This window comes from Agrobacterium sp. 22-214-1 (assembly GCF_053522465.1).
The window spans coordinates 169,112-191,284 of the sequence record NZ_JBNWCK010000008.1 but is presented as its reverse complement, the minus strand read 5'-3'; the positions used below and the strand labels follow the sequence as shown (position 1 = coordinate 191,284).

Below are 22,173 nucleotides of genomic sequence, written 5' to 3'. Positions count from 1 at the left end.
CGTCAGCCGCAGGCCGCTTTAATGATAAGCGGGCGGATTGACCGAGAATTTTGCAGCAAGCTCCGAGAAGGCCGCCCGCGTGACGGGATCGACAGGAGCCCCTTCCCTCTCCCGCCTTGCCGCCACCGCCCACTCCCGGTCACCCGGCGCCATGACCTTGCAATCCTCCCGCACGGGAGATCCGCGCAGGACCTCGAGATAACGTTTCATGCCCTCGTCGAACACCTCGCGTTCCAGGAAGGCTTCCGGCTTCAGCGCCAGAACGAAAGCCCCAAGCCCGCGCGGCGTGGAAAATTCCGGCCCGCCCATGGGAGCGATATCGAAGCTGAGTTTCATGCCCGTGAGAACAGCGCTGAAAATCTCGACCATTCCCGCAAGTGCTGCCCCCTTGAAACCGAACTCGCCGCCGACCGGGGCAAGCATTTCAACGGCATGGGGATCGCGCGTATCGACACCATCACCATCCGAGGCAACACCCTGCGGCAATTGCTGGCCGAGGCTCCGGTAAAGCAGGACACGGTTATAGGGCACCGCACTGGTGGCCATATCCAGCAGCCAGGGCATGTCATCCGCCGCCGGCACACCGATGGCGATGGGATTGGTGCCGTGGAAACGCATGGCGCCATCGTGCAGGCGCACGAAACTGTCGGAGTTGCAGAAGGTGAGGCCAATATAGCCCTGCCGCGCCGCTTCCAGCGCATATGCGCCGGCCGGGCCGAAATGCGATGAGTTGCGGATCGCCACCGCGCCAATGCCGAATTTTTCCGCGAGCGCCATGGCGCTGTCCATCGCCGCATAGGTGGCGCGGGCGCCATGGGCGTGGTCGGCGTCGATCGTCTCCACCGCGCCGAAGCCCGAAACGCGGCGGATCTGCGGCCGCCGATTGAGACGCCCGCCTTCGAGCGCGGTAATATAATGTGCGAGCAGGCGCACACCGTGGCTGTCTACACCGAGCCTTGTGCCGTGCATCATGGCGCGCGTCGCCGCATCGGCCGTTTCGTCATCGGTGCCGGCGGCCAGGAAAACGGTGCGGCAAAACCGCTCCAGCTCATCCAGACTTGCCAGAACGGTGGCTTTTTCATTGCTGTGCGCCATGAGGGAATCCTCCCAATTCCAGAATCCATGCCGCACAAGCTATTCACGGGGCGCGTTTTTGCAATCGAATATCGCGCGCCCGAAGGCTCAATCAGTCTTCCGCTCCCATGGCATCGTAAGAAGAGCGTTCGCCGGCGATAATCGCGCGTTTGCCGACATGGTTGGCAGGCCCGACAATGCCTTCCTGTTCCATGCGCTCGACCAGCGAAGCGGCACGGTTATAGCCGACGGACAGGCGGCGCTGAATATAGGAAGTAGAGCACTTCTTGTCGCGCATCACCACCTTGACGGCCTTTTCATAGAGATCGTCGCTATCGTCCTCACCCATGGCGGTCTTGTCGAAAACAGCGGCTTCTTCTTCCACCTCCTCGTCGGTTTCGTCGGCGTCTTCGGTAACGGTACCGAGATATTCCGGACGTCCCTGCGTCTTCAGATGCGCGACCACCTTTTCCACTTCCTCATCCGAAACGAAAGGACCGTGGACACGGGCGATGCGGCCGCCGCCCATCATGTGCAGCATATCGCCCTGGCCGAGCAGATGCTCCGCGCCCTGTTCTCCAAGGATGGTGCGGCTGTCGATCTTCGAGGTCACCTGGAAGGAGATGCGGGTCGGGAAATTCGCCTTGATCGTACCGGTGATGACATCGACCGACGGGCGCTGGGTTGCCATGATAAGATGGATGCCGGCAGCACGCGCCATCTGCGCCAGACGCTGGATCGCACCTTCGATTTCCTTGCCCGCGACCATCATCAGATCGGCCATTTCGTCGACGATGACGACGATATAAGGCATGGCCGTGAGGTCCATTTCCTCCTGCTCGTAGACCGCTTCGCCGGTGGCGCGGTCGAAGCCGCTCTGCACGTTGCAGAACACCGTCTCGCCCTTGGCGCGTGCGGCAGCGGCCCTTGCATTGTAGCCGTCGATATTGCGCACGCCGAGACGCGACATCTTGCGATAGCGGTCTTCCATTTCGCGCACGGCCCATTTCAGCGCCATGACCGCCTTTTTCGGATCGGTAACCACAGGCGTCAACAGATGTGGAATACCGTCATAAACGGAAAGCTCGAGCATCTTGGGATCGACCATGATGAGACGGCATTCTTCCGGCTTCAAACGATAGAGCAGCGACAGGATCATGGTGTTGATGGCGACCGACTTGCCGGAACCGGTGGTGCCGGCGACCAGCAGATGCGGCATCTTCGCCAGTTCGGCGATGACAGGTTCGCCGCCGATGGTCTTGCCCAAGCAAAGCGCAAGCTTCTGGCGGGTCTCGGCGTAGTCTGTCGCTTCGATCAGTTCGCGCAGATAAACCGTCTCGCGCACCGGGTTCGGCAGTTCGATGCCGATGACATTGCGGCCGGGCACGACGGCGACACGGGCCGAGAGCGCCGACATGGAGCGGGCGATATCGTCCGAGAGACCGATGACGCGCGAGGACTTGACGCCGGGGGCGGGTTCGAACTCATACAGCGTGACGACGGGGCCGGGGCGGACATCGATGATCTCGCCCTTGATGCCGAAATCCTCCAGCACGCTTTCGAGAAGCCCGGCGCTCTGCTCCAGCGCTTCCGGCGTCATGGTCGTGGTCTGCTGAACGCGCGCCTCCTGCAGAAGATCGATGGAGGGGTATTCATATTCCCCCTCGGCGAAGACAGGTGCTTCGCGGAACATCGGCTGCGAGGCTTGGATGGGCGCGCGCGGCGTGAAGCGCGGCTCGGCCGCAATTCTCTCAACCGGCTGAACCTGCTCCACAGGTCTCGGCGTCTCGACAACCATCGGCGCTTCCGCGACGGGCGGCGGTGCGGCTTCCTGTTCCGCGACCGGAAGGGCGGCAGGAACGACGGACTGGCGCACGCCGATCTCGCGGTAAAGCCGGATTGCGGAACCGCCCGGCACGGTGACGACCGGAGGTTCGGACGAAAGCACGATCGCAGCGGCTGCCGGCGACACGACGGCGACCGGCGCGACTATCGCTGGCGCCGTGACGACCGAATTTGCAAGAACGGCGCGCGTGGACGCGGAAACGCCCTCTCCGGCACTGCCCGGCAGATCGAGCGTCATCACTTCCCAGAAAAGCTCATCCGGCAGATGGGCGGCGAAAGCAGGAATGACGGCCTGAGCGGCCTCGACAGCAGGCGCGACGGATTGCGGCTGAACCGACGGGAATATCTGCGGCACGGGCGCTTCCACGGCTACGGAGATACCCTCCTGAACCGGCATTTGCGCAGCGGCAGCCGCCTCTTCCGCCTGCTTGCGAGCAAGCTCCAGCCGCAATTTGTAAGTCAGCGCCCTGGCGCCCCGGGCCTCCGGCGGCTGCGGCAGAAACGGCATGCGCGGGGGCGGCACGCGCTGCTCCGCCGGCTTCACGACGGGTTGGGAGACAGGAGCAACCTCCTCCTGCACAGCCTGCTGCTGCGTCAACGTTTCCTGCTCCACCGTTTCAAGTGGAGCGGCAGCCGGGATTTCTTCTTCCGGAATATTGGGTGTCTCGACAGGCATGCGCCGGGCAAAGGCGCTTTCCGGCGTGCGGGTGAAACGCACATTCGGGCCGAGCACGAAAGCATTCTGCCAGCCGGGCATTTCGGCGCGGCCTTCAATGGCGTCGGCTGCGCTGACATCGGCATTCGGCCGGGGTGCCGCGCCGGCGTTCATTCCCGCCGTCTGCTGACCGGCAACCGACTGGCCGCCGGCATGACGAGCCTTCTCGCTCCCCTCCCCTACGCTATTGGACGAATTCTGGAATCTGGATCGGGAGAAACTCATGGCAGCGTGCACACTCATCATAAACGTACATATTTCGGTCTCCCTGAAATAGAAAATAAAGGTTAATTACCCCTTTCCAAACGGGATCATCGCGGGAGATTTTCGCTCCGCCCACAGGCGCAACGGGACACACACGGCCGAAACGCCGGCGTCCCAACCACCTAATTTCATTGCGCTAAATCAAATTTCCGGAACATCGCCGCCGGCAGGACCGCAGCAGGAGAAAAGCGCATTGCCGCCGGAAAGCATATTGTTTCCGCAAAGGCCCACGCAACGTAAAATCATTGCTGTAAAGCCCGCGAATTAACGTGGACACTGCCGAGGTTGCAGTCTTAAGATCGGCCGCCGCGGACCAAGTGGAAAGGCCCGCCCAGCCCTCATTTCCGGAGTGAATCATGTCGCCTGTCCACCTGTCCCGCCGCTCGCTTCTCAAGACGTCACTCCTTCTTGCCGCAACCACGGGTTTGGCGGGCATCGCCGCCGCGCAGCAGGCGGCACCCGGCGGAAGGCTGATCGTGGCGGCCGATTCGGAGCCGAAGAACCTCAACCCGGCGATCGTCGCCTCAAACGGCGTTTTTTATATTGCCAGCAAGATCGTCGAGCCGCTGGCCGAAGCCTCCTTCGATGGTAAGGACGGGCTCACGCCGCGGCTTGCCACCGAATGGGAGGGATCGGATGACGGTCTCAGCGCCACTTTCAAGCTGCGCGAAGGCGTGTCCTGGCATGACGGCAAGCCGTTTACCTCGGCGGATGTTGCCTTTTCGGCGCTCTCCATCTGGAAACCGCTGCAGAATCTTGGACGGCTGGTTTTCGCCAATCTGGAGAAAGTGGATACGCCGGATGAACACACGGCGATTTTCCGCTTCTCCAAGCCGACGCCCTTCCAGCTCATCCGCAACGCGCTGCCGGTCGTTACCAGCGTCGTGCCGAAACATCTTTATGAAGGCACCGATATCGCCACCAACCCGGCCAATACCAAGCCGGTCGGCACCGGGCCTTTCGTCTTTGCCGAATACAAGCCCGGCGAATATTATCGCCTGACCCGCAATCCCAATTATTGGGGCAAGGACGAACCGCAGCTCGAAGAGATCATCTACCGCGTCCTGCCGGACCGGGCGGGTGCGGCCTCCGCGCTCGAAGCAGAGGAAATCCAGCTCGCCGCCTTCTCCGCCGTGCCTCTGGCCGATCTCGACCGCATCTCGAAGGTGGCGGGCATCAAGGTCATTGCCGATGGTTACGAGGCGCTGACCTATCAGCTGGTGGTCGAAATCAACCATCGCCGCAAGGAACTGGCCGATCTCAAGGTCAGAAAGGCCATCGCCCAAGCCATCGACAAAAAATTCGTCATCGACAAGGTCTTCCTCGGTTACGCCACGGCATCCACAGGCCCGGTGCCGAAGAATGCTCCTGAATTCTACACCGACGATGTCGAGACCTATGATTTCGATGTGGCCAAGGCCAATGCCCTGCTGGACGAGGCGGGTTATGCGCGCGGCCCGAACGGAACACGTTTCTCGCTGAAACTTCTGCCGGCGCCCTATTTCAATGAAACCAGGCAGTTCGGCTCCTATCTTCGTCAGGCATTGCAGGAAATCGGCATCGATGCCGAGTTGGTCAATAATGATTCAGCCGCTCACCAGAAGGCTGTCTACACCGATCATGCCTTCGACCTCGCCATTGCGCCGCCGGTCTTCCGCGGCGACCCGGCAATTTCCACCACCATTCTCGTGCGTTCCGGCATTCCGGCGGGCGTCGGCTTCTCCAATCAGGGCGGTTACGAGAACAAGACGCTGGACGAATTGATCGACAAGGCGGCGATAACGGTCGATACCGCCGCGCGCACGGCGCTTTACAAGGATTTCCAGAAGCAGGTCGCCGCCGATCTGCCGCTGATCAACGTTGCCGAATGGGGCTTCATCACGGTGGCGCGCGATACCGTCAAACATGTCGCCAGCAATCCCCGCTGGGCCGTTTCCAACTGGGCGGATACGGCGGTCGATACGTAAGGACGCATCGTGAAGCGTGCGGTAACATTGCTGAAGCGAAGGGCAGTCAGCGCCATTCCGGTGCTGCTGATCGTTCTCATCTTCACTTTCGTACTGCTTGAAAATGCATCCGGAGACGCGGTAGACGCCTATCTCGTCTCCATCGGCGGCGGCGATGCCGGGCTCAGGGATGTGTTGCGCGAGCAATATGGCCTGAACGGTTCGGTATTTGCCCGTTTCTGGCTCTATGCCAGCTCGGTGCTGCGGCTCGATCTCGGCTGGTCGCTTGCCTTCGACCGGCCGGTGCTGGGGCTGATCCTCGAGCGGCTGCCGAACACGCTTCTCCTGATGGGCAGCGCCACCGCATTCGCCTTCATCCTCGGCACCGGGCTTGGCATCGTGGCCGGTGCGCGTCCCGGCGGGCTGACGGATCGCGTGCTTTCAACGCTTTCGCTGGCGCTTTACGCCACGCCCGGCTTCTGGCTCGGCCTCGTGCTGGCCATCGTCTTTGCCGTTCAACTCAAATGGCTGCCCACCTCAGGCATCGAAACCATCGCCTCGGGCAAGCAGGGATTTACAAGGGCGCTCGATATTGCCCGCCATCTCGTGCTGCCGGTCGCCAGCCTCGGCCTTATTTATCTCGCGCTTTTCCTGCGCGTCATGCGCACCGCCATGGCGGCGGTCTGGCCGCTGGATTTCGTGCTTTTTGCTCAATCCAAGGGACTTTCCAGGAGACGGATCGTGCTGCGCCATGTCGCGCGCAATGCCGCTCTTCCGCTTGTCACCGTGCTTGGCCTGCAGGCCGCAACCATGCTGGGCGGCAGCGTGGTGATCGAAAGCGTCTTCGCGATTCCCGGTTTCGGCCGGCTGGCGCAGGAGGCGGTCAGCGGTCGCGATACGCCGCTTTTGATGGGCATTATTCTGACAAGCGCCGTCTTCGTCATCCTCGTCAATCTCGCCGTCGATATTGTCTATGCCGTTCTCGATCCGCGCATCGGCAGCGGGGAGCGACAGGCATGAGTTTCGCTCTCCGGCTGCTGCGCAGTTTCGAAGGCGCCACGGGCACCATCATTCTGGTGCTGCTTGCCATGACAGCGCTTGCCGCCCCCCTCCTCTTTCCGGGCGACCCGCTGGCCATTGTCGGCGAGCCGCTGATCGCGCCCTTTACGGACGCCGCCCTGCCGCTGGGCACCGACCGGCTGGGCCGCAATGTGCTGGCCGAGCTTGCCCATGGCGCGCAGGCCTCCCTTCTCGTCGGCATGGGCGCCGCCGCCGCCGCGCTGGTGATCGGCACCGTCATCGGCACCATCGCCGGATTTGCCGGCGGTCTCGTGGATGAAACATTGATGCGCGTCACCGACGCCTTCCAGATCGTGCCGAATTTCCTGCTCGCGCTCGCCTTCGTCAGCACCATCGGCCCTTCCATGCCCGTCGTCATTCTCGCCATTGCGCTCGGCGCATGGGCGGATCCCGCGCGGCTGATGCGGGCGCAGGTGTTGAGCATCCGCGAGCGCGACTACGTGCAATCCGCCCGCGCCATCGGCATGCATCCGCTGGAAATCGCCTTCCGGCAGATTTTACCGAATGCCCTGCCGCCGGTTCTGGCGTTGGCCGCCATCATCGTCGCGGCAGCCATTCTCACCGAAGCGGCACTGTCCTTCCTCGGACTTGGCGATCCCAATATCGTCACCTGGGGTTCGATGATCGCCGAAGGCCGCAACGTCCTGCGCTCGGCCGCGTTTTTGTCCGTCATCCCCGGCATCGGCCTTCTGGTCACGGTTCTCGGCGTCTACCTTCTCGGCGAAGGTATCAACAGGGCGATGGCGACGAGGAGACAAGCGCCATGAGCGGAAATGCGCTGTGCCGGATCGACGATCTCAGCGTTTTTTATGCGGCGGGCGATGCGCCGGCATTGCAGAATGTTTCGCTGACGATCCGGCAGGGGCAGAGGCTGGCGATCATCGGCGAAAGCGGTTCGGGAAAATCCACGCTCGGCAGAGCCATTGCCGGGCTTCTTCCCGGCAATGCGCGGGTTTCCGGCGATATTTCCTGGAGCCGCGATAACGGCCTGTTTCACGCCAGGCCACAGCCGGGGCGCGATATCGGCACGATCTTTCAGGATACCGGCGCGACGCTGAACCCGGTTCTCACCATCGGCGAACAGGTGGCGGAAGGCGCCGTGCGGCATCTCGGCCTGTCATGGAGGCAAGCGCGCGATCTTGCCCGCGACCTTCTGGACCGGGTGCGGCTGCCGCATCCCTCCCATCTGCTCACCGCCTATCCGCACCAGCTTTCCGGCGGCCAAAGGCAGCGCGTGGCGATTGCCGCTGCCATTGCCGCCAGTCCTTCGATCCTGATTGCCGACGAGGCCACGAGCGCGCTCGATACGGTCAGTCAGGCCGCCATCGCCACGCTGCTGGACGATCTGGTGCGGCAGGAAAACAAAACGCTGGTCTTCATCACCCATGATATCGGCCTTGCTTCCAGCCTTGCCGACGAGATCGCGGTTCTGCGCGCGGGGCTGCTGGTGGAACACGGCCCGACGCGGCGGATGCTTTCCGCACCCAGCCATGACTATACGCGTGCGCTGCTTGCCGATTATCTCGATCTCTCCACCCCGCCGCTCATCAGCGAGGCCGCGTCATGAACGAAGCCCTTCTGAGCGTCGACGGACTGTCGAAAACCTATCGCACCGGCGCAAGAACGGTGGCGGCACTTTCCGACATCTCCTTTTCGCTTCAGCCCGGCGAGACCCTGGGGCTTGCCGGTCCCTCCGGCTGCGGGAAATCGACGCTGGCGCGCATTCTGATGCGGCTGATCCCGGCCGATGAAGGCACGATCCATTTCAAAGGCCACGACTGGCTGGCGCTGGGCAGCGGGCAGCTTCGCGCCGCCCGCCAGCATATGCAGATGGTGTTTCAGGACACGCATGGCGCCTTCAATCCGCGCGCCAGCGTCGAGGATGCCATCGGCGAACCGCTACGCATTCACCGCATGGTCAAAAGACGCGAGCGTGCGGCGGAAATACGCCGCCTTCTCGAGCGCGTGGGCCTGCCCGCCAGCTATGCCGGCCGTTCGGTCTTCGAGCTTTCCGGCGGCCAAAGGCAGCGTGTCGCGATTGCACGGGCCATTGCGCTCAAACCGTCGCTTCTCATTCTGGACGAAGCCGTATCCGCGCTCGATGTTTCGGTTCGCCGGCAAATCCTCGAACTGCTGGTGGAAATACAGCGCGAGACGGCCGTTTCCTGTATTTTCGTTTCCCATGATCTCGCAGTCATCCGGGCCGTCTGCCACCGCGTCGCCATCATGGAAGCGGGGCGGATCGTTGAAATCGGCAGGACGGGAAATATCGTCTCGGCACCGCAATCCTCGACCGCCAGAACCCTGATCGACGCCGCACCGCGCCTGACCATTGCCACGTAAGGAAAAGACATGCCCGTTCCAGATTATGCATTGCTGCTCGACCCACCCGCTTTTCCCGCGGAGCATTACGCCATTCTGGCTGACCGGCTGGCAGCCTTGATGGGCACGAGGAACGACGTCCTTCTCATACAGGCGGAAGCCGTGCTGGCACTCGAGGCGGCAGCGACGAGCCTTGCCCGACCGGGCCTTAGAGCGCTCAACATCGTCACCAGCCCCTATGGCGCATGGTTCGGCGGCTGGCTCGCGAGAGGCGACGCGACGGTGCGCAACCTGACCGCCAGCCCGGCAAAACCGGTCACGCTGGAAGAGGTGGAGCGGGCGCTGAACGAGGGTCCGGGCTTCGATCTTCTCGCCATCGTCCATGCGGAATCGGCAAGCGGCATTCTCAACCCCCTGCCCGCCATTGCCGCGCTCGCTCGGCAAAGGGGCATCGTGACCCTTGTCGATGCCGTCGCCTCCATCGGCGGCCATGCCTTCGAGGTCGACCGGCTGGGCATCGATATCGCCGTCATCGGCCCGCAAAAGGCGTTGGCCGGCCCGGCCGGGGTTTCCGCCATTTCCGTCAGCGAAAAAGCGTGGGAGCTTCTTTCCCATGGTGAGGCGCCGGAAAACTCCATGCTCTCGCTTCTGGACCAGAAGAAGCTCTGGCTCGATTCCGGCCGCGGCGCGCTGCCCGGAACGCCTGCTCCACTGGAATTCTACGCGCTGGAGGCCGCCCTCGACCGGATAGAGGCGGAAGGTCTGGCATCCGCCAACGAACGTCACGAAAGGGCGGCGGCGGCCACCCGGAACGGCATCAGGGCGCTCGGTATCCCGACCTGGGTGGAAGAGGCACACGCCTCCGCCCTCGTTTCCACGGCGATCCTGCCGGATACCGTGGAAGCCGGAGCGTTCCTCGCTGCTGCATCCCAAAAGCAGGGCGCTGATCTTTCCGCCGGTGTCGGCCCCGGCGCGGAACGGCTGATAAGGCTCAATCACACCGGTCGGCGGGCGCATCCGGAGGCGGTGAAAGCCAATATCGCGGCCTTCTCCAGTGCCCTGAAGAGCCTCGGCCATGCCGCAGATACCGATTCCGCACTGGAAGCGACTGAAAAGGTCTATTCTGACGCCCCTGCGAACGGCGTTTAACGCCGTTAATAAACGTTCATTGCGCCAAATCCGGCAGCGTTGGAATGTCAGTCACGACATTGTTGTTAAAAATGGTAGACAAATTCCTCGGCCAATCTTGACGAAATCATGGCAACGCGCGAAACTTAACGCTACGTTAACTCGCGTGAAGAAGGGAAATGGCCATGGTAGCAGGGTTCAACATGCTCTCCTTTGACCTCTTTGGCATCGGCCGAAGGATGCCCGTCGTCAATGAGCGGGTGGAGACCGAGTTTCAGGACAAAACACCGCGCAGACCCGATGACGAGTCGCACGATGACGACCGCGATCAGGAATATGAACTGTTCTTCTGGTCGCTTTATCCGGTGATCTGAGCCATTCACAGCGGCTTGCAGCCATGAACCTTGCCAAGCACCGCCGGTTCATTCAATGATTGCCGCATGCGCCGGCCCGAAAAGAACTCTGCGAACAGAGACTTGCAACTGTTGCGCCGCCTTCTGCGGGCCAAGGATCATATGGACGCGGCGCCCCATGAGGCGTGGCCTGTTTCACGCCTTGCAAGCGTCAGCGGGGCCTCACAGGCGCACTTCGCGAGATCGTTTCGCGATGCTTTCGGCATACCCCCTCACCGCTATCTGCTGACCCGCCGCGTGGAGCGCGCCGTGGCGCTGTTGCGTGACACGGACCTTCCGATCATCGAGATCGCGCTGCAAACCGGCTGGAACAGCATCGGCACGTTCGGCCGTGTTTTCCGCGACGTGACGGGGGAAAACCCGAGTGAATTGCGGCGCAGGATGCGGCTTTTGCCTGCCGACCTTGAGCAGGTTCCCCATTGCTTCGTCAGCGCCGCGCATCGTCCCCATCTCACAATCGCAGTTTCGGAGAAGCGCCGGCGAACGGAAAGCGGTAGGCACGGTGAGTGAAAGGGAGATAGCTCATGAAAAATGGTGTTCAACTTGTCGGGCTTTATGTTCATGATCAGGACGAAGCGCTGCAATTTTATGTCGAAAAAGTCGGATTTCGTCTGCATACGGACGCACGCAACGGCGATTATCGCTGGTTGACCGTGCAGCACCCGGACCAGCCGGATTTCCAGCTGGGCCTGTTTCGGCCGCAGGCCCCGACCGTTGATGAGGCGACGGCGCAGGATCTGAATGAAGCCGTGGCCAAAGGCGCCATGCCGCCGCTGGTTCTGGTGGTCGAGGATTGCCAGAAAGCCTTTGACGCCATGCACAAACGCGGCGTCGAATTCACCCAGGAACCGATCGCCCGCTACGGCTCGGTGGATGCGAGCTTCCGCGATCCTTCCGGCAATGGCTGGAAGCTCGTTCAGGCCCGCTAAAGCGCCGATGTGTCACATTCCATCATGGATGTTTTTTCTTGGGGGCGATTTTGATCTTGCGAAACTGGATAAGGCAGGGCCATCGGTGGCTGGGCATTCTGCTGACCGTCACCATTCTGGCGAACTTCGCTTCGATGGCCTTCGGCCCGACGCCACCGATGATCGTTTATGCTCCGCTGGTGCCGCTGACTTTGCTTGTTTTCAGCGGGCTTTACATGTTCTTCCTGCCATATCTGGGAAAGCCGCCAGCCCCATCGGAGAAGTAGGCAGGTAAGCAATGATGCTATCGCGCTCTTCGGCCACCCGCACGGTTCACGCGGTTGCGAAGCACGGTATTCAAAATGTTTCAGCCCCGGGTTTTACCCCGGGGCTGATTAAAAAGCGGTCGGACGAAACGGCCTTGCCTTAGTGGTTGTCGCGCGGCAGGCCCTTGGTCTGGGCGATGCGCTGATACTTCACGGCCGGCTCCAGAACCGCGCCGGTTTCCATCTGGCTGACGATACCGCGCTGGATTTCCTGCCATGGCGTCTGGTGATCGGGGAACTTGTAACCGCCCTCGGCGGAAAGCGCCTCGTAACGCTTGGCCAGTTCCTCGCCGGAAATCAGGATATCCGCCTTGCCGCGGCCCACATCGATGCGGACGCGGTCACCCGTCTGCAGGATGGCGAGGCCGCCACCGGCCGCCGCTTCCGGGGAAGCGTTGAGGATGGACGGGCTGCCCGACGTACCAGACTGACGACCATCGCCGATGCAGGGCAGCGAATTGACGCCTTCCTTCAGAAGATAATCCGGTGCGCGCATGTTCACCACTTCCGCCGCACCCGGGTAACCGATGGGACCGGCGCCGCGCATGAAGAGGATGGTGTTGGCGTCGATCTTCAGCGACGGATCGTCGATGCGGTGATGGTAGTCCTCCGGACCGTCGAACACCACGGCGCGGCCTTCGAAGGCTTCCGGATCGTTCGGGTTGGAGAGGTAACGGTTGCGGAACTCTTCCGAGATCACGCTGGTCTTCATGATGGCAGAGGAGAACAGGTTGCCGCGCAGAACGCGGAAGCCGGCGCGCTCCTTGAGCGGCTGCTCATAGGGGCGGATGACCTTCTCGTCCTCGATGATCGCGCCACGGCAGTTTTCGCCGATGGTCTTGCCGTTGACGGTCATGGCGTCTTCCATGATCAGTCCCTGGTTCATCAGCTGGTTGACGACAGCAGGAACACCACCGGCATGGTAATAATCCTCGCCGAGATATTCACCGGCCGGCTGCAGGTTGACGAGCAGCGGCACGTCTTCGCCATAGGTCTGCCAGTCATCCACCGTCAGCTCGACGCCGACATGGCGGGCAAGGCCGTTCAGGTGGATCGGCGCATTGGTGGAACCGCCGATGGCCGAGTTGACGCGGATGGCGTTGATGAAGGCATCCTTGGTCATGATATCGGAAGGCTTCAGGTCTTCCTTCACCATTTCGACGATGCGCAGGCCGGTCAGGTAGGAGACTTCCTGACGGTCGCGGTAAGGCGCCGGGATGGCGGCGGAGCCCGGAAGCTGCATACCGAGCGCCTCGGCAAGCGAGTTCATGGTCGTCGCCGTGCCCATGGTGTTGCAGTAACCCGTGGAGGGAGCCGACGAGGCGACGAGCTTGACGAAACCCTGGTAATCGATCTCGCCCTTCGCCAGCAATTCGCGCGCCTTCCAGACGATGGTGCCGGAACCGGTGCGTTCGCCACGGAACCAGCCGTTCAGCATGGGGCCGACGGAAAGGGCGATGGCCGGAATGTTGACGGTGGCCGCCGCCATAAGACAGGCAGGCGTGGTCTTGTCGCAGCCGATGGTCAGGACGACGCCATCGAGCGGATAGCCGTACAGCACTTCCACGAGGCCGAGATAGGCAAGGTTGCGGTCGAGACCGGCGGTCGGGCGCTTGCCGGTTTCCTGGATCGGATGCACCGGGAATTCGATGGCGATGCCGCCCGCTTCACGGATGCCTTCGCGCAGGCGGTTCGCCAGTTCCAGATGGTGGCGGTTGCAGGGCGAAAGGTCCGAACCGGTCTGCGCAATGCCGATGATCGGGCGGTCGGACTGAAGCTCAGCCTGGCTGAGACCGAAGTTCATGTAACGCTCGAGATAAAGCGCGGTCATATCCGCGTTTGCGGGGTTGTCGAACCACGCGCGCGAACGAAGCTTGCCTTGGGTTGCGGGCAGATTGTCGGATTTGGTCATGATGCGGTCTCCAGCCGGAAGTGGCCAACGGTAAAATATTACGAAATGCGACAAGCTTATGTTGTGCGCAAGGAAAATGGAATCAGCTTTCGGAGATCACGCATAACCGACAGTGAGAGCCCAGACGAGTAGACTTGGGCTGCTCTGCGGCTTTAACCGAATATTTTTCGGCATTTACGACCATCGCAGGATTGCGCAAAGGAATCTCCCTCCCTCTTTTGCCGATTGAACTCCGATCACAAGACCCAAAATTCCGGCAAAAATCGTTTTCTTATTTGTATTACTATTAGACACGACCATATGCTGTCAAGCGCTATAGCGGTGTGAGCAGCAGCAGTGCCGGTTGTTCGAACTACAAAAGATGAATCTTTTATCCATTTGATATTAATTGATATATTTCAAAATCCGAGACCAGACACACCATTCTGAAATTGAAATATGCGAAAATGCCTCTTTTCAAGAGTATTACTATATGCTCATAGTGTCTCCGTCACGCTGACATCATCTCTGGGAGGATTAAGATGAGAAAAGCTCTCGCGACAGTTACTGTCGCCGTTTCGCTGTGCCTTGCATCAAGTGTTTCCGCCAAATCGCTTACCGTCGGTTTCTCGCAGATCGGTTCGGAATCCGGCTGGCGCGCGGCTGAAACCACCGTCACCAAGCAGCAGGCAGAGAAGCGCGGCGTCACGCTTAAATTCGCCGACGCGCAGCAGAAGCAGGAAAACCAGATCAAGGCCGTTCGCGGCTTCATCGCGCAGGGCGTCGATGCGATCCTGATCGCGCCGGTCGTCGCGACCGGATGGGATGCCGTGCTTAAGGAAGCCAAGGAAGAAAAAATCCCTGTCATCCTGCTCGACCGCCAGATCGAGGCTCCGGACGATCTTTACCTGACCGCCGTAACCTCCGATCAGGTTCATGAAGGCAAGGTTGCCGGCGACTGGCTGGTCAAGGACGTCGGCTCCAAGGATTGCAAGGTGGTAGAACTGCAGGGCACGACCGGCTCTTCGCCCGCCATCAACCGCAAGAAGGGCTTCGAAGAGGCTATTGCCTCGCACAAGAACATCAAGATCGCACGCTCGCAGACGGGTGACTTCACCCGCACCAAGGGCAAGGAAGTGATGGAAAGCTTCATCAAGGCCGAAGGTGGCGGCAAGGATATCTGTGCTGTCTACGCCCACAATGACGACATGGCCGTCGGCGCGATCCAGGCGATCAAGGAAGCCGGCCTGAAACCCGGAACCGACATCAAGGTCGTTTCCATCGATGCCGTGCCTGATATCTTCAAGGCCATGGCGGCCGGCGAAGCCAACGCCACCGTCGAACTGACGCCTGACATGGCCGGCCCCGCCTTCGACGCGCTCGAAGCCTATCTGAAGGACAAGAAGGCCCCGCCGAAGTGGATTCAGACCGAATCCAAGCTCTATACGGCGTCCGACGACCCGATGAAGGTCTACGAGGCGAAGAAGGGTCTGGGTTACTGATACCCCATTCTTCGGAAGGAGCGGCGCGTCGTTCGTGCCGCTCCATCATGGCATTCTTCATGCGGAACCTGCTCAATGTCCGAAACGGCACCACTTCTGGAAGCACGCGCCATCGGCAAATCCTTTCTGGGGATCACGGCGCTCGATGGCGTCGATTTTTCGCTTGGACATGGTGAAATCCATGCCCTGCTCGGCGAAAACGGCGCGGGTAAATCGACGCTCATCAAAATCCTGACCGGCGTTTATCACCGCGACAGCGGCTCGATCTTTCTGGAGGGTGCAGAGATTTCGCCCGCCAATGTGGGCGAGGCGCAGGCGCTCGGCATCGGCACGGTCTATCAGGAAGTGAACCTTCTCGAAAACCTGACGGTTGCCGAAAACCTGTTTCTCGGCCGCCAGCCGCGCCGCTTCGGGCTGATCGACCGCGGCACGATGCAGAAGAAATCGCAGGCGCTGCTTGCCCAATACGGGTTGTCCATCGACGTCAACGCGCTTCTCTCCAGCTATTCCGTCGCCATCCGGCAGATCATCGCCATTGCCCGCGCCGTCGATCTTTCCGGCAAGGTGCTGGTGCTGGACGAACCGACCGCCAGCCTTGACGCCCATGAGGTCGAGATGCTGTTCGGGGTTTTGAAAAACCTGCGCGCCCGCGGCATCGGCATCGTCATCATCACCCACTTCCTCAACCAGGTCTATGATATCGCCGACCGGGTGACGGTGCTGCGCAACGGCCGTCTCGTCGGCACCCGCGACATCGGCAGCCTGCCGAGGTCCGAACTTATTTCCATGATGCTCGGTCGCGAGCTTCAGCACATTACCCACGACCATCAGGCGACCGAAGATACGGTTGCCGAGGGCGAGCCGCCGATCCGTTTCGAAGGTTATGGCAAACGCGGCAGCATCGCGCCCTTCGATCTCGGCATCCGGCCCGGTGAAATCGTCGGCGTCGCCGGTCTCCTTGGCTCCGGCCGAACCGAAACCGCCTTCCTGCTGTTCGGCATCGACCGGCCCGATACCGGCACGGCGACAATCGACGGAAAGACGGCGGCGATTTCGTCTCCTGAAGCCGCCATCTCGGCCGGGTTCGGCTTTTGTCCGGAAGAGCGCAAGACCGATGGCATCATCGGCGACTTTTCCGTCACCGACAATATCGCGCTGGCGCTTCAGGCCCGGCAGGGCTGGGCCCGGCCGCTGTCGCGCCGGCAGAAAGCGGAACTGGCCGAAAGCTTCATCAAGTCGCTCGATATCCGCCCGGCCGATCCCAACCGGCCGATCAAATTCCTGTCCGGCGGCAACCAGCAGAAGGCCATCCTGGCGCGCTGGCTCGCCACCCATCCCCGGCTGCTGATCCTCGACGAGCCGACACGCGGCATCGATATCGGCGCGCATGCGGAAATCCTGAAAATGATAGAAAAACTCTGCAGCGAAGGCATGTCGCTCGTCGTCATCTCTTCGGAACTGGAAGAACTCACCGCCGTCGCACACCGTGTCGTGGTGCTTTCCGACCGCCGTCATGTCAGCGAGTTGAAGGGTGGCGACGTGACCGCCGACAACATCATGCGGGCGATTGCCGACGCGGCAAACACGGAGGCGGCATGATGGCAGCAGTAACACGACGCCTGAAAAGGCTTGCGCCGCAGCTTGCCGCGCTCTTCATCATTCTGGCAGCGATAACAATCCTTTCGCCGGGTTTCCTGCATGTCTCGTTCCAGAACGGCAGGCTCTATGGCAGTCTGGTGGATATTCTGGTGCGTGCCGCACCGGTTGCGCTTTTGACCATCGGCATGACGCTGGTCATCGCCACCAAGGGCATCGATCTGTCCATCGGCGCGGTCATTGCCATCTGCGGCGCGGTCGCCGCCACGCTTATCAGCAACGGCCATTCCATTCCCTCGGTCATCGTCATTTCGCTTGCGGTAGGCATTGCCTGTGGCCTGTGGAACGGCGTGCTTGTCGCCCTGCTCGACATACAGCCGATCATCGCCACCCTGATCCTGATGGTGGCGGGGCGCGGCATCGCCCAGCTCATTACCGAAGGCGTCATTCTCACCTTCAACAATGACAGCTTTTCCGCCATCGGTTCCGGCTCGTTCGCGGGCATTCCGCTGCCCGTCATCATCTGGGTCGCGGCCGCACTGCTGATCGGCCTTCTGGTGCGCAAGAGCGCGCTCGGTTTTCTGATCGAGGCGACCGGCATCAATCGCCGCGCGGCAGCGCTTGCCGGGGTACGGGCCCGTTTCCTCTTGTTTTTCGTCTATGCGGTTTCCGGCCTCTGCGCGGCCATCGCCGGCATGATCGTGACCGCCGATATTCGCGGCGCGGATGCCAACAATGCCGGGCTTTGGCTGGAACTGGACGCCATATTGGCGGTGGTCATCGGTGGCACCTCGCTGAATGGCGGGCGCTTCTCCATCACCGCCTCGCTGATCGGCGCGCTGATCATCCAGACCATCAATACCGGCATTCTCGTCTCGGGCTTCCCGCCGGAATTCAACCTCATCATCAAGGCCGGCATCATCATGGTGGTGCTGACGCTACAATCACCGGCGATCATGACGGTGCTTGGCTTCGTGAAAGCGCCCAAGCCACACGCTAAACCGGCCGCCGCCAATGGCATGACCAAGGAAGGAACCGCGCGATGATCCACAGCCGCAACCTGCCCTTCCTCACCACCCTGACGATCTTCGTCATCGCCTATCTCCTCTGCGTGCTGCAATATCCGGCGATCTTTTCCACGCGGGTGATCGGCAACCTTCTGACCGATAACGCCTTTCTCGGCATCGCGGCCGTGGGCATGACCTTCGTCATCCTGTCTGGCGGCATCGATCTCTCCATCGGTTCGGTCATCGCCTTCACCAGCGTCTTCGTCGCCGTCATGGTCGGTACCTATAACATCCATCCGCTGCTCGCCTTCGCCATCGTGCTGGTTGTCTCGACATTGTTTGGCTGCCTGATGGGGGCGATGATCCGCTTCCTCGCCATCCCGCCCTTCGTGGTGACGCTGGCGGGCATGTTTCTGGCGCGCGGCGCAGCTTACCTCATCTCCACCCAGTCCGTGCCGATCTCGCATCCGTTCATCGATGCGATACAGGGCTTTTATTACCGCTTCCCCGGCGGCGGCAGGCTGACGGCGCTGGCCATGCTGATGCTTCTCGTCTTTGCTGCCGGCATGCTGATCGCCAGCCGCACCCGCTTTGGCGCCAATGTCTATGCGCTCGGTGGCAACCCACAATCGGCCGAGCTGATGGGCGTGCCGATCGGGGCGACGACCATCGGCATCTATGCGCTTTCCGGTTTCCTGTCGGGCCTCGCCGGCATCGTCTATACGCTCTACACTTCGTCAGGTTATTCGCTGGCGACGGTGGGCGTGGAACTCGACGCCATCGCCGCCGTCGTCATTGGCGGCACGCTTTTGACCGGCGGCACGGGGCTGGTGGCGGGAACCTTCATCGGCCTTCTGATCCAGGGCTTGATCCAGACCTACATTGTTTTTGACGGGACGCTTTCCTCCTGGTGGACGAAAATCGTCATCGGTGTGCTGCTTTTCGTCTTCATCGTGTTGCAGCGCGCAATCATCTGGTATTCAAACAGGAGACTGGCCGGACCGCATCCGGCATAATTGCCAAGGGAGGCTTGCTTGGGGCTGCTCGAAACGACGATAAGCGGGCGAAAACGCCGGAACAGCCACGCCCATGTGGTCTCCGAACTTGGCAGCGCCATCGTCTCGGGCAGAATTGCGGAAGGCTCCCTGCTGCCCAATGACGCGGAACTTTCCATGCGCTTCGGCGTCTCGCGCACCGTGCTGCGCGAAACCATGAAGACGCTGGCGGCCAAGCGGCTGGTGGAGCCCAAGGCGAAGGTCGGCACCCGCGTTCTCGATCGTTCGAGCTGGAACTTCTTCGATCCGGATGTGCTGGGCTGGCGCTGCGAGGCCGGCATAGACCAGGAATTCGTCACGCATCTGGCGGAGATCCGCCTGGCGCTGGAACCGGCGGCGGCAGCGGCGGCGGCCCTGCAGGCCTCCAATGACGATATCGTTTCGCTTTACGTCATCGCCGCCAAATTCGACAATCCGAAACATACGCCGGAAAGCATCGCCAAGGTCGATCTCGAATTCCACCTTGCCGTGGCGTATATGTCCGGCAATCCCTTCATGCGCTCGGCAAGCGGGCTGATCGAAGCAGCACTTGCCATTTCCTTCCAGCTCTCTTCGCCGGCCGCTTCGCCGGGCACCATCGCCGAAATCGCGTCCAATCATCTGCGTATCGTGCATGCGATTGCAGCGCGTGACGCGGATGCGGCGGTGAAAGCCATGCGCCACGTGATCGAGGTCGGTAAAGACCGGACGCAGAAGGCGATCAAGACGGTTTGAGGAGGACTAGGACCCGCAGGAATGCGGGTCCGTTTTTCTTCGACCAATTACCCCTGCGATGCCTCGACCTGCGGCACCACGCCACGGCGCGACGCCATCAGCGATGCGCCGAGAAGGGCGGCAATCGCCACGAAGACGAAAACCATCGTCGCCCCCTGAAGATCGATCAGCAGGCCGCCCAGAACCGCACCGCTGGAAATGGCGATCTGGAATGTGGTGAGCAGCAGCGCGCCGGCGCTTTCCGCCTCATCGGAAGCGGCCCGCGTGATGAAGCTCTGCACACTGACCGGAAGCGCACCGAAGGCAAAGCCCCAGGCGGCGATGGCAAGACCCGCAACGAGGGGCGAAGCACCCGCAACGACCAGAACGGAAGCCGATGCCGCGATGAGAGTCGCGGAGAACGTCACTGCCCATGCCGTGTTTTTCTCGGAGAGGAAACCGCCGAAAAGATTGCCGAAAAAGCCGCTGACACCATAAACCAGAAGGACGAGGGAAATCGCCTCGACGCCAAGAAGCGTCACATCTTCCAGGAATGGACGGACATAGGTGAAACCGGCAAAGTGACCCGCAACGATGAACAGCGTCGTCAGAAGGCCGATCCGGACCTGCGGCCGCTGCAACAGCCGGAACATGGTGGAAAGGCCGGGTGCACCAGCCGGCGGCAGCGACGGAACGGTGAGCAATTGCACGAAAAGTGCGATGACACCGAGCGCACCCGCAACGACAAAGGCCGAGCGCCAGCCAAGCGTCGCGCCGATCCACGCGCCCACCGGCGCTGCACAGACGGTGGCAACCGAAACCCCTGTCAGGATGATGGCCATGGCGCGCGGCATCTTCTCAAGCGGCACGAGCCTTAGCGCCAGCGCCGCCGACATGGCCCAGAAACCGCCAAGGCCGATGCCGAGCAGGACGCGCGAGGCGAACAGCATGAAAAGACCGTTGGCGAAGGCGGCCAGCGTGCTGGAAATGATCAGCAGCGTGGTCAGCCCAAGCAATGTCCAGCGGCGGTCGATGCTGCGTGTGCCGATGACGACGCCGGGGCCGGCCACCGCCGCGACCAGCGCCGTAACGGTGATGGATTGACCGGCGATGCCGGAGCTGACGGCGAGATCGGCCGAAAGCGGCGTGAGAAGGCTGACCGGCAGGAATTCCGCCGTCACCAGCCCGAAAACGCCGAGCGAAAGCGAAACCACGGCCGCCCATTTCGCATCCGGCTCTGTCTTGCGCGGCACATATTCAAGCTCGTTTATGGTCCGGTTGTTCATGAAAATCTCCTGATGCGCATTCCCGGAATGCGTCCTGAAACGGAAAGGCGAAATGGTGAAACCGGTGGGAGTCCGGTTCGACAACCGCAAATCGATGCACATAAGCTATGCGTGACATCCCGGCGTTTCCATGCTAGAAAATCCATATTCCTTAACCAAACATCCGAATTTGCGAGAGAGCCATGAATGATGCCCTGACCGAAATGTTGCGTGGCCTGCGGCTCGATGGTGTCGAATACGGCCGGTGCCGCATGGCCACACCCTGGGCGACGGCCTTTCCCGAACAGGAAGCCGCGCGGTTTCATTTCATCGGCGTCGGTCAGGCGAAATTGCAGAAACCTTCCGGGGAATGGCTGACGCTGACCTGCGGTGACGCCGTGCTTCTGCCGCGAGGGCACGCCCATGTGCTGGGCAGCGGCGAGGATGTGAAGCCCACCCTTTTCGACCGCTTCGGCAAGAAGGAAGTCTGCCAGGGCATCTTCGACATGGAATGTGCGAGCGCCGGCGGCGATACCGTCGCCTTTACCGCCTCGATGCGTTTCAACATGGACAATCTGCACCCGCTGCTGCAGCTGATGCCGGATGTGATGCTGACCAGCGATCTGGCCAAAAGCGACCCGGCTATCCCCCATCTGCTTGAAGCCATGACGCGCGAGGTGGAACTGAACCGCGTCGGCGCGGGCGGCATTCTGGCACGGCTTGCCGATGTGCTGACCGCGACCTTGATCCGCACATGGGTGGAATATGGCTGCGGCGATTCCAGCGGCTGGCTGGCCGCCGTGCGCAATCCCGAACTCGGGCGGGTGCTGGCCGCCATCCACCTCAACCCCGAAAAGGACTGGAGCGTGGAGGAGCTTGCCTCACTGATGGGCGCATCCCGCTCCAGTTTCGCGGAACGCTTCACCCGCGTGGTGGGCGAAAGCCCGGCCCGTTATGTGGTGCGCGTGCGCATGCATCAGGCGCGGCTGTGGCTGCGCGAAGGCATGCGCGTAACGCTGGCGGCCGAAAAGCTCGGTTACGATTCCGAAGCCTCCTTCAGCCGCGCCTTCAAACGCGTGCTCGGCGCGCCGCCCAGCCAGTTCCGCAGGAAGGACACGGCGGGGCTTGAGGATGCGGCTTAAA

20 protein-coding genes are annotated in these 22,173 nt (G+C 61.6%); 16 read left to right on the top strand and 4 right to left on the bottom strand.

Annotation, left to right across the window (positions count from 1 at the left end):
* Window positions 1-18: 18 nt before the first annotated feature.
* Together ACQZ5G_RS22680 and ACQZ5G_RS22675 are read right to left on the bottom strand one after the other, a co-directional pair.
* Window positions 19-1,095: an Ldh family oxidoreductase gene (locus tag ACQZ5G_RS22680; protein WP_448738580.1), complete on the bottom strand. Its 1,077-nt coding sequence runs from the start codon at window positions 1,093-1,095 to the stop codon at window positions 19-21.
* Between the two features lie 91 nt (window positions 1,096-1,186).
* Window positions 1,187-3,880: a DNA translocase FtsK gene (locus tag ACQZ5G_RS22675; RefSeq protein ID WP_448738579.1), complete on the bottom strand. Its 2,694-nt coding sequence runs from the start codon at window positions 3,878-3,880 to the stop codon at window positions 1,187-1,189.
* A gap of 374 nt (window positions 3,881-4,254) precedes the next feature.
* On the opposite strand from ACQZ5G_RS22675, the gene ACQZ5G_RS22670 reads away from it, so the two are divergent.
* The 10 genes from ACQZ5G_RS22670 (at window position 4,255) to ACQZ5G_RS22625 (ending at window position 11,982) form a co-directional block, all read left to right on the top strand.
* On the top strand, window positions 4,255-5,865 hold the full coding sequence (locus ACQZ5G_RS22670; protein WP_448738578.1) for an ABC transporter substrate-binding protein: 1,611 nt from the start codon (window positions 4,255-4,257) through the stop codon (window positions 5,863-5,865).
* Window positions 5,866-5,874: 9 nt separating this feature from the next.
* Window positions 5,875-6,864 (top strand): ABC transporter permease, encoded by a 990-nt coding sequence (locus tag ACQZ5G_RS22665; RefSeq protein ID WP_448738577.1) that lies wholly within the window; start codon window positions 5,875-5,877, stop codon window positions 6,862-6,864.
* Window positions 6,861-7,691 carry an ABC transporter permease gene (locus ACQZ5G_RS22660; protein WP_448738576.1) on the top strand — a complete coding sequence of 277 codons (831 nt, stop codon included), beginning with the start codon at window positions 6,861-6,863 and terminating at the stop codon, window positions 7,689-7,691. The genes ACQZ5G_RS22665 and ACQZ5G_RS22660 overlap by 4 nt, the downstream gene beginning before the upstream one ends.
* A complete protein-coding gene (locus ACQZ5G_RS22655) occupies window positions 7,688-8,491 on the top strand; it encodes an ABC transporter ATP-binding protein (protein WP_448738575.1) in 804 nt (267 codons plus the stop codon). Before ACQZ5G_RS22660 ends, ACQZ5G_RS22655 begins: the two co-directional genes overlap by 4 nt.
* On the top strand, window positions 8,488-9,267 hold the full coding sequence (locus ACQZ5G_RS22650; RefSeq protein ID WP_448738574.1) for an ABC transporter ATP-binding protein: 780 nt from the start codon (window positions 8,488-8,490) through the stop codon (window positions 9,265-9,267). The genes ACQZ5G_RS22655 and ACQZ5G_RS22650 overlap by 4 nt, the downstream gene beginning before the upstream one ends.
* 9 nt (window positions 9,268-9,276) lie before the next feature.
* On the top strand, window positions 9,277-10,395 hold the full coding sequence (locus ACQZ5G_RS22645) for a pyridoxal-phosphate-dependent aminotransferase family protein (RefSeq protein ID WP_448738573.1): 1,119 nt from the start codon (window positions 9,277-9,279) through the stop codon (window positions 10,393-10,395).
* A gap of 158 nt (window positions 10,396-10,553) precedes the next feature.
* Window positions 10,554-10,748, top strand: a complete 195-nt coding sequence (locus tag ACQZ5G_RS22640) for a hypothetical protein (RefSeq protein ID WP_003523745.1) — start codon at window positions 10,554-10,556, stop codon at window positions 10,746-10,748.
* Between the two features lie 66 nt (window positions 10,749-10,814).
* Window positions 10,815-11,297 (top strand): helix-turn-helix domain-containing protein, encoded by a 483-nt coding sequence (locus tag ACQZ5G_RS22635; RefSeq protein ID WP_080854625.1) that lies wholly within the window; start codon window positions 10,815-10,817, stop codon window positions 11,295-11,297.
* Between the two features lie 14 nt (window positions 11,298-11,311).
* Window positions 11,312-11,716 carry a VOC family protein gene (locus ACQZ5G_RS22630; protein WP_003523747.1) on the top strand — a complete coding sequence of 135 codons (405 nt, stop codon included), beginning with the start codon at window positions 11,312-11,314 and terminating at the stop codon, window positions 11,714-11,716.
* Window positions 11,717-11,772: 56 nt separating this feature from the next.
* Window positions 11,773-11,982 carry a hypothetical protein gene (locus ACQZ5G_RS22625; RefSeq protein ID WP_448738606.1) on the top strand — a complete coding sequence of 70 codons (210 nt, stop codon included), beginning with the start codon at window positions 11,773-11,775 and terminating at the stop codon, window positions 11,980-11,982.
* Window positions 11,983-12,121: 139 nt separating this feature from the next.
* Here ACQZ5G_RS22625 and ACQZ5G_RS22620 read toward each other — a convergent pair whose 3' ends face one another.
* Window positions 12,122-13,933, bottom strand: coding sequence for an IlvD/Edd family dehydratase (locus tag ACQZ5G_RS22620; RefSeq protein ID WP_003523749.1), 1,812 nt, complete (start codon window positions 13,931-13,933; stop codon window positions 12,122-12,124).
* Window positions 13,934-14,454: 521 nt separating this feature from the next.
* On the opposite strand from ACQZ5G_RS22620, the gene ytfQ reads away from it, so the two are divergent.
* From ytfQ to ACQZ5G_RS22595, 5 genes are all read left to right on the top strand, one after another.
* A complete protein-coding gene (gene ytfQ, locus ACQZ5G_RS22615) occupies window positions 14,455-15,414 on the top strand; it encodes a galactofuranose ABC transporter, galactofuranose-binding protein YtfQ (protein ID WP_003523750.1) in 960 nt (319 codons plus the stop codon).
* Window positions 15,415-15,489: 75 nt separating this feature from the next.
* Window positions 15,490-17,013 carry a sugar ABC transporter ATP-binding protein gene (locus ACQZ5G_RS22610; protein WP_448738572.1) on the top strand — a complete coding sequence of 508 codons (1,524 nt, stop codon included), beginning with the start codon at window positions 15,490-15,492 and terminating at the stop codon, window positions 17,011-17,013.
* Window positions 17,013-18,056 (top strand): ABC transporter permease, encoded by a 1,044-nt coding sequence (locus ACQZ5G_RS22605; RefSeq protein ID WP_448738605.1) that lies wholly within the window; start codon window positions 17,013-17,015, stop codon window positions 18,054-18,056. The genes ACQZ5G_RS22610 and ACQZ5G_RS22605 overlap by 1 nt, the downstream gene beginning before the upstream one ends.
* Window positions 18,053-19,033 carry a galactofuranose ABC transporter, permease protein YjfF gene (gene yjfF, locus ACQZ5G_RS22600; RefSeq protein WP_174036759.1) on the top strand — a complete coding sequence of 327 codons (981 nt, stop codon included), beginning with the start codon at window positions 18,053-18,055 and terminating at the stop codon, window positions 19,031-19,033. Before ACQZ5G_RS22605 ends, yjfF begins: the two co-directional genes overlap by 4 nt.
* A gap of 18 nt (window positions 19,034-19,051) precedes the next feature.
* The gene (locus tag ACQZ5G_RS22595) at window positions 19,052-19,786 is read left to right on the top strand and encodes a FadR/GntR family transcriptional regulator (RefSeq protein WP_448738571.1); all 735 of its coding nucleotides are present in this window, start codon (window positions 19,052-19,054) and stop codon (window positions 19,784-19,786) included.
* Window positions 19,787-19,833: 47 nt separating this feature from the next.
* Here ACQZ5G_RS22595 and ACQZ5G_RS22590 read toward each other — a convergent pair whose 3' ends face one another.
* On the bottom strand, window positions 19,834-21,051 hold the full coding sequence (locus tag ACQZ5G_RS22590; protein ID WP_448738570.1) for an MFS transporter: 1,218 nt from the start codon (window positions 21,049-21,051) through the stop codon (window positions 19,834-19,836).
* A 182-nt stretch (window positions 21,052-21,233) separates the two neighbouring features.
* Between ACQZ5G_RS22590 and ACQZ5G_RS22585 the strand changes: the two genes are divergently transcribed.
* Window positions 21,234-22,172 (top strand): AraC family transcriptional regulator, encoded by a 939-nt coding sequence (locus ACQZ5G_RS22585; protein WP_080854619.1) that lies wholly within the window; start codon window positions 21,234-21,236, stop codon window positions 22,170-22,172.
* The last annotated feature ends 1 nt before the right edge of the window (window position 22,173 follow it).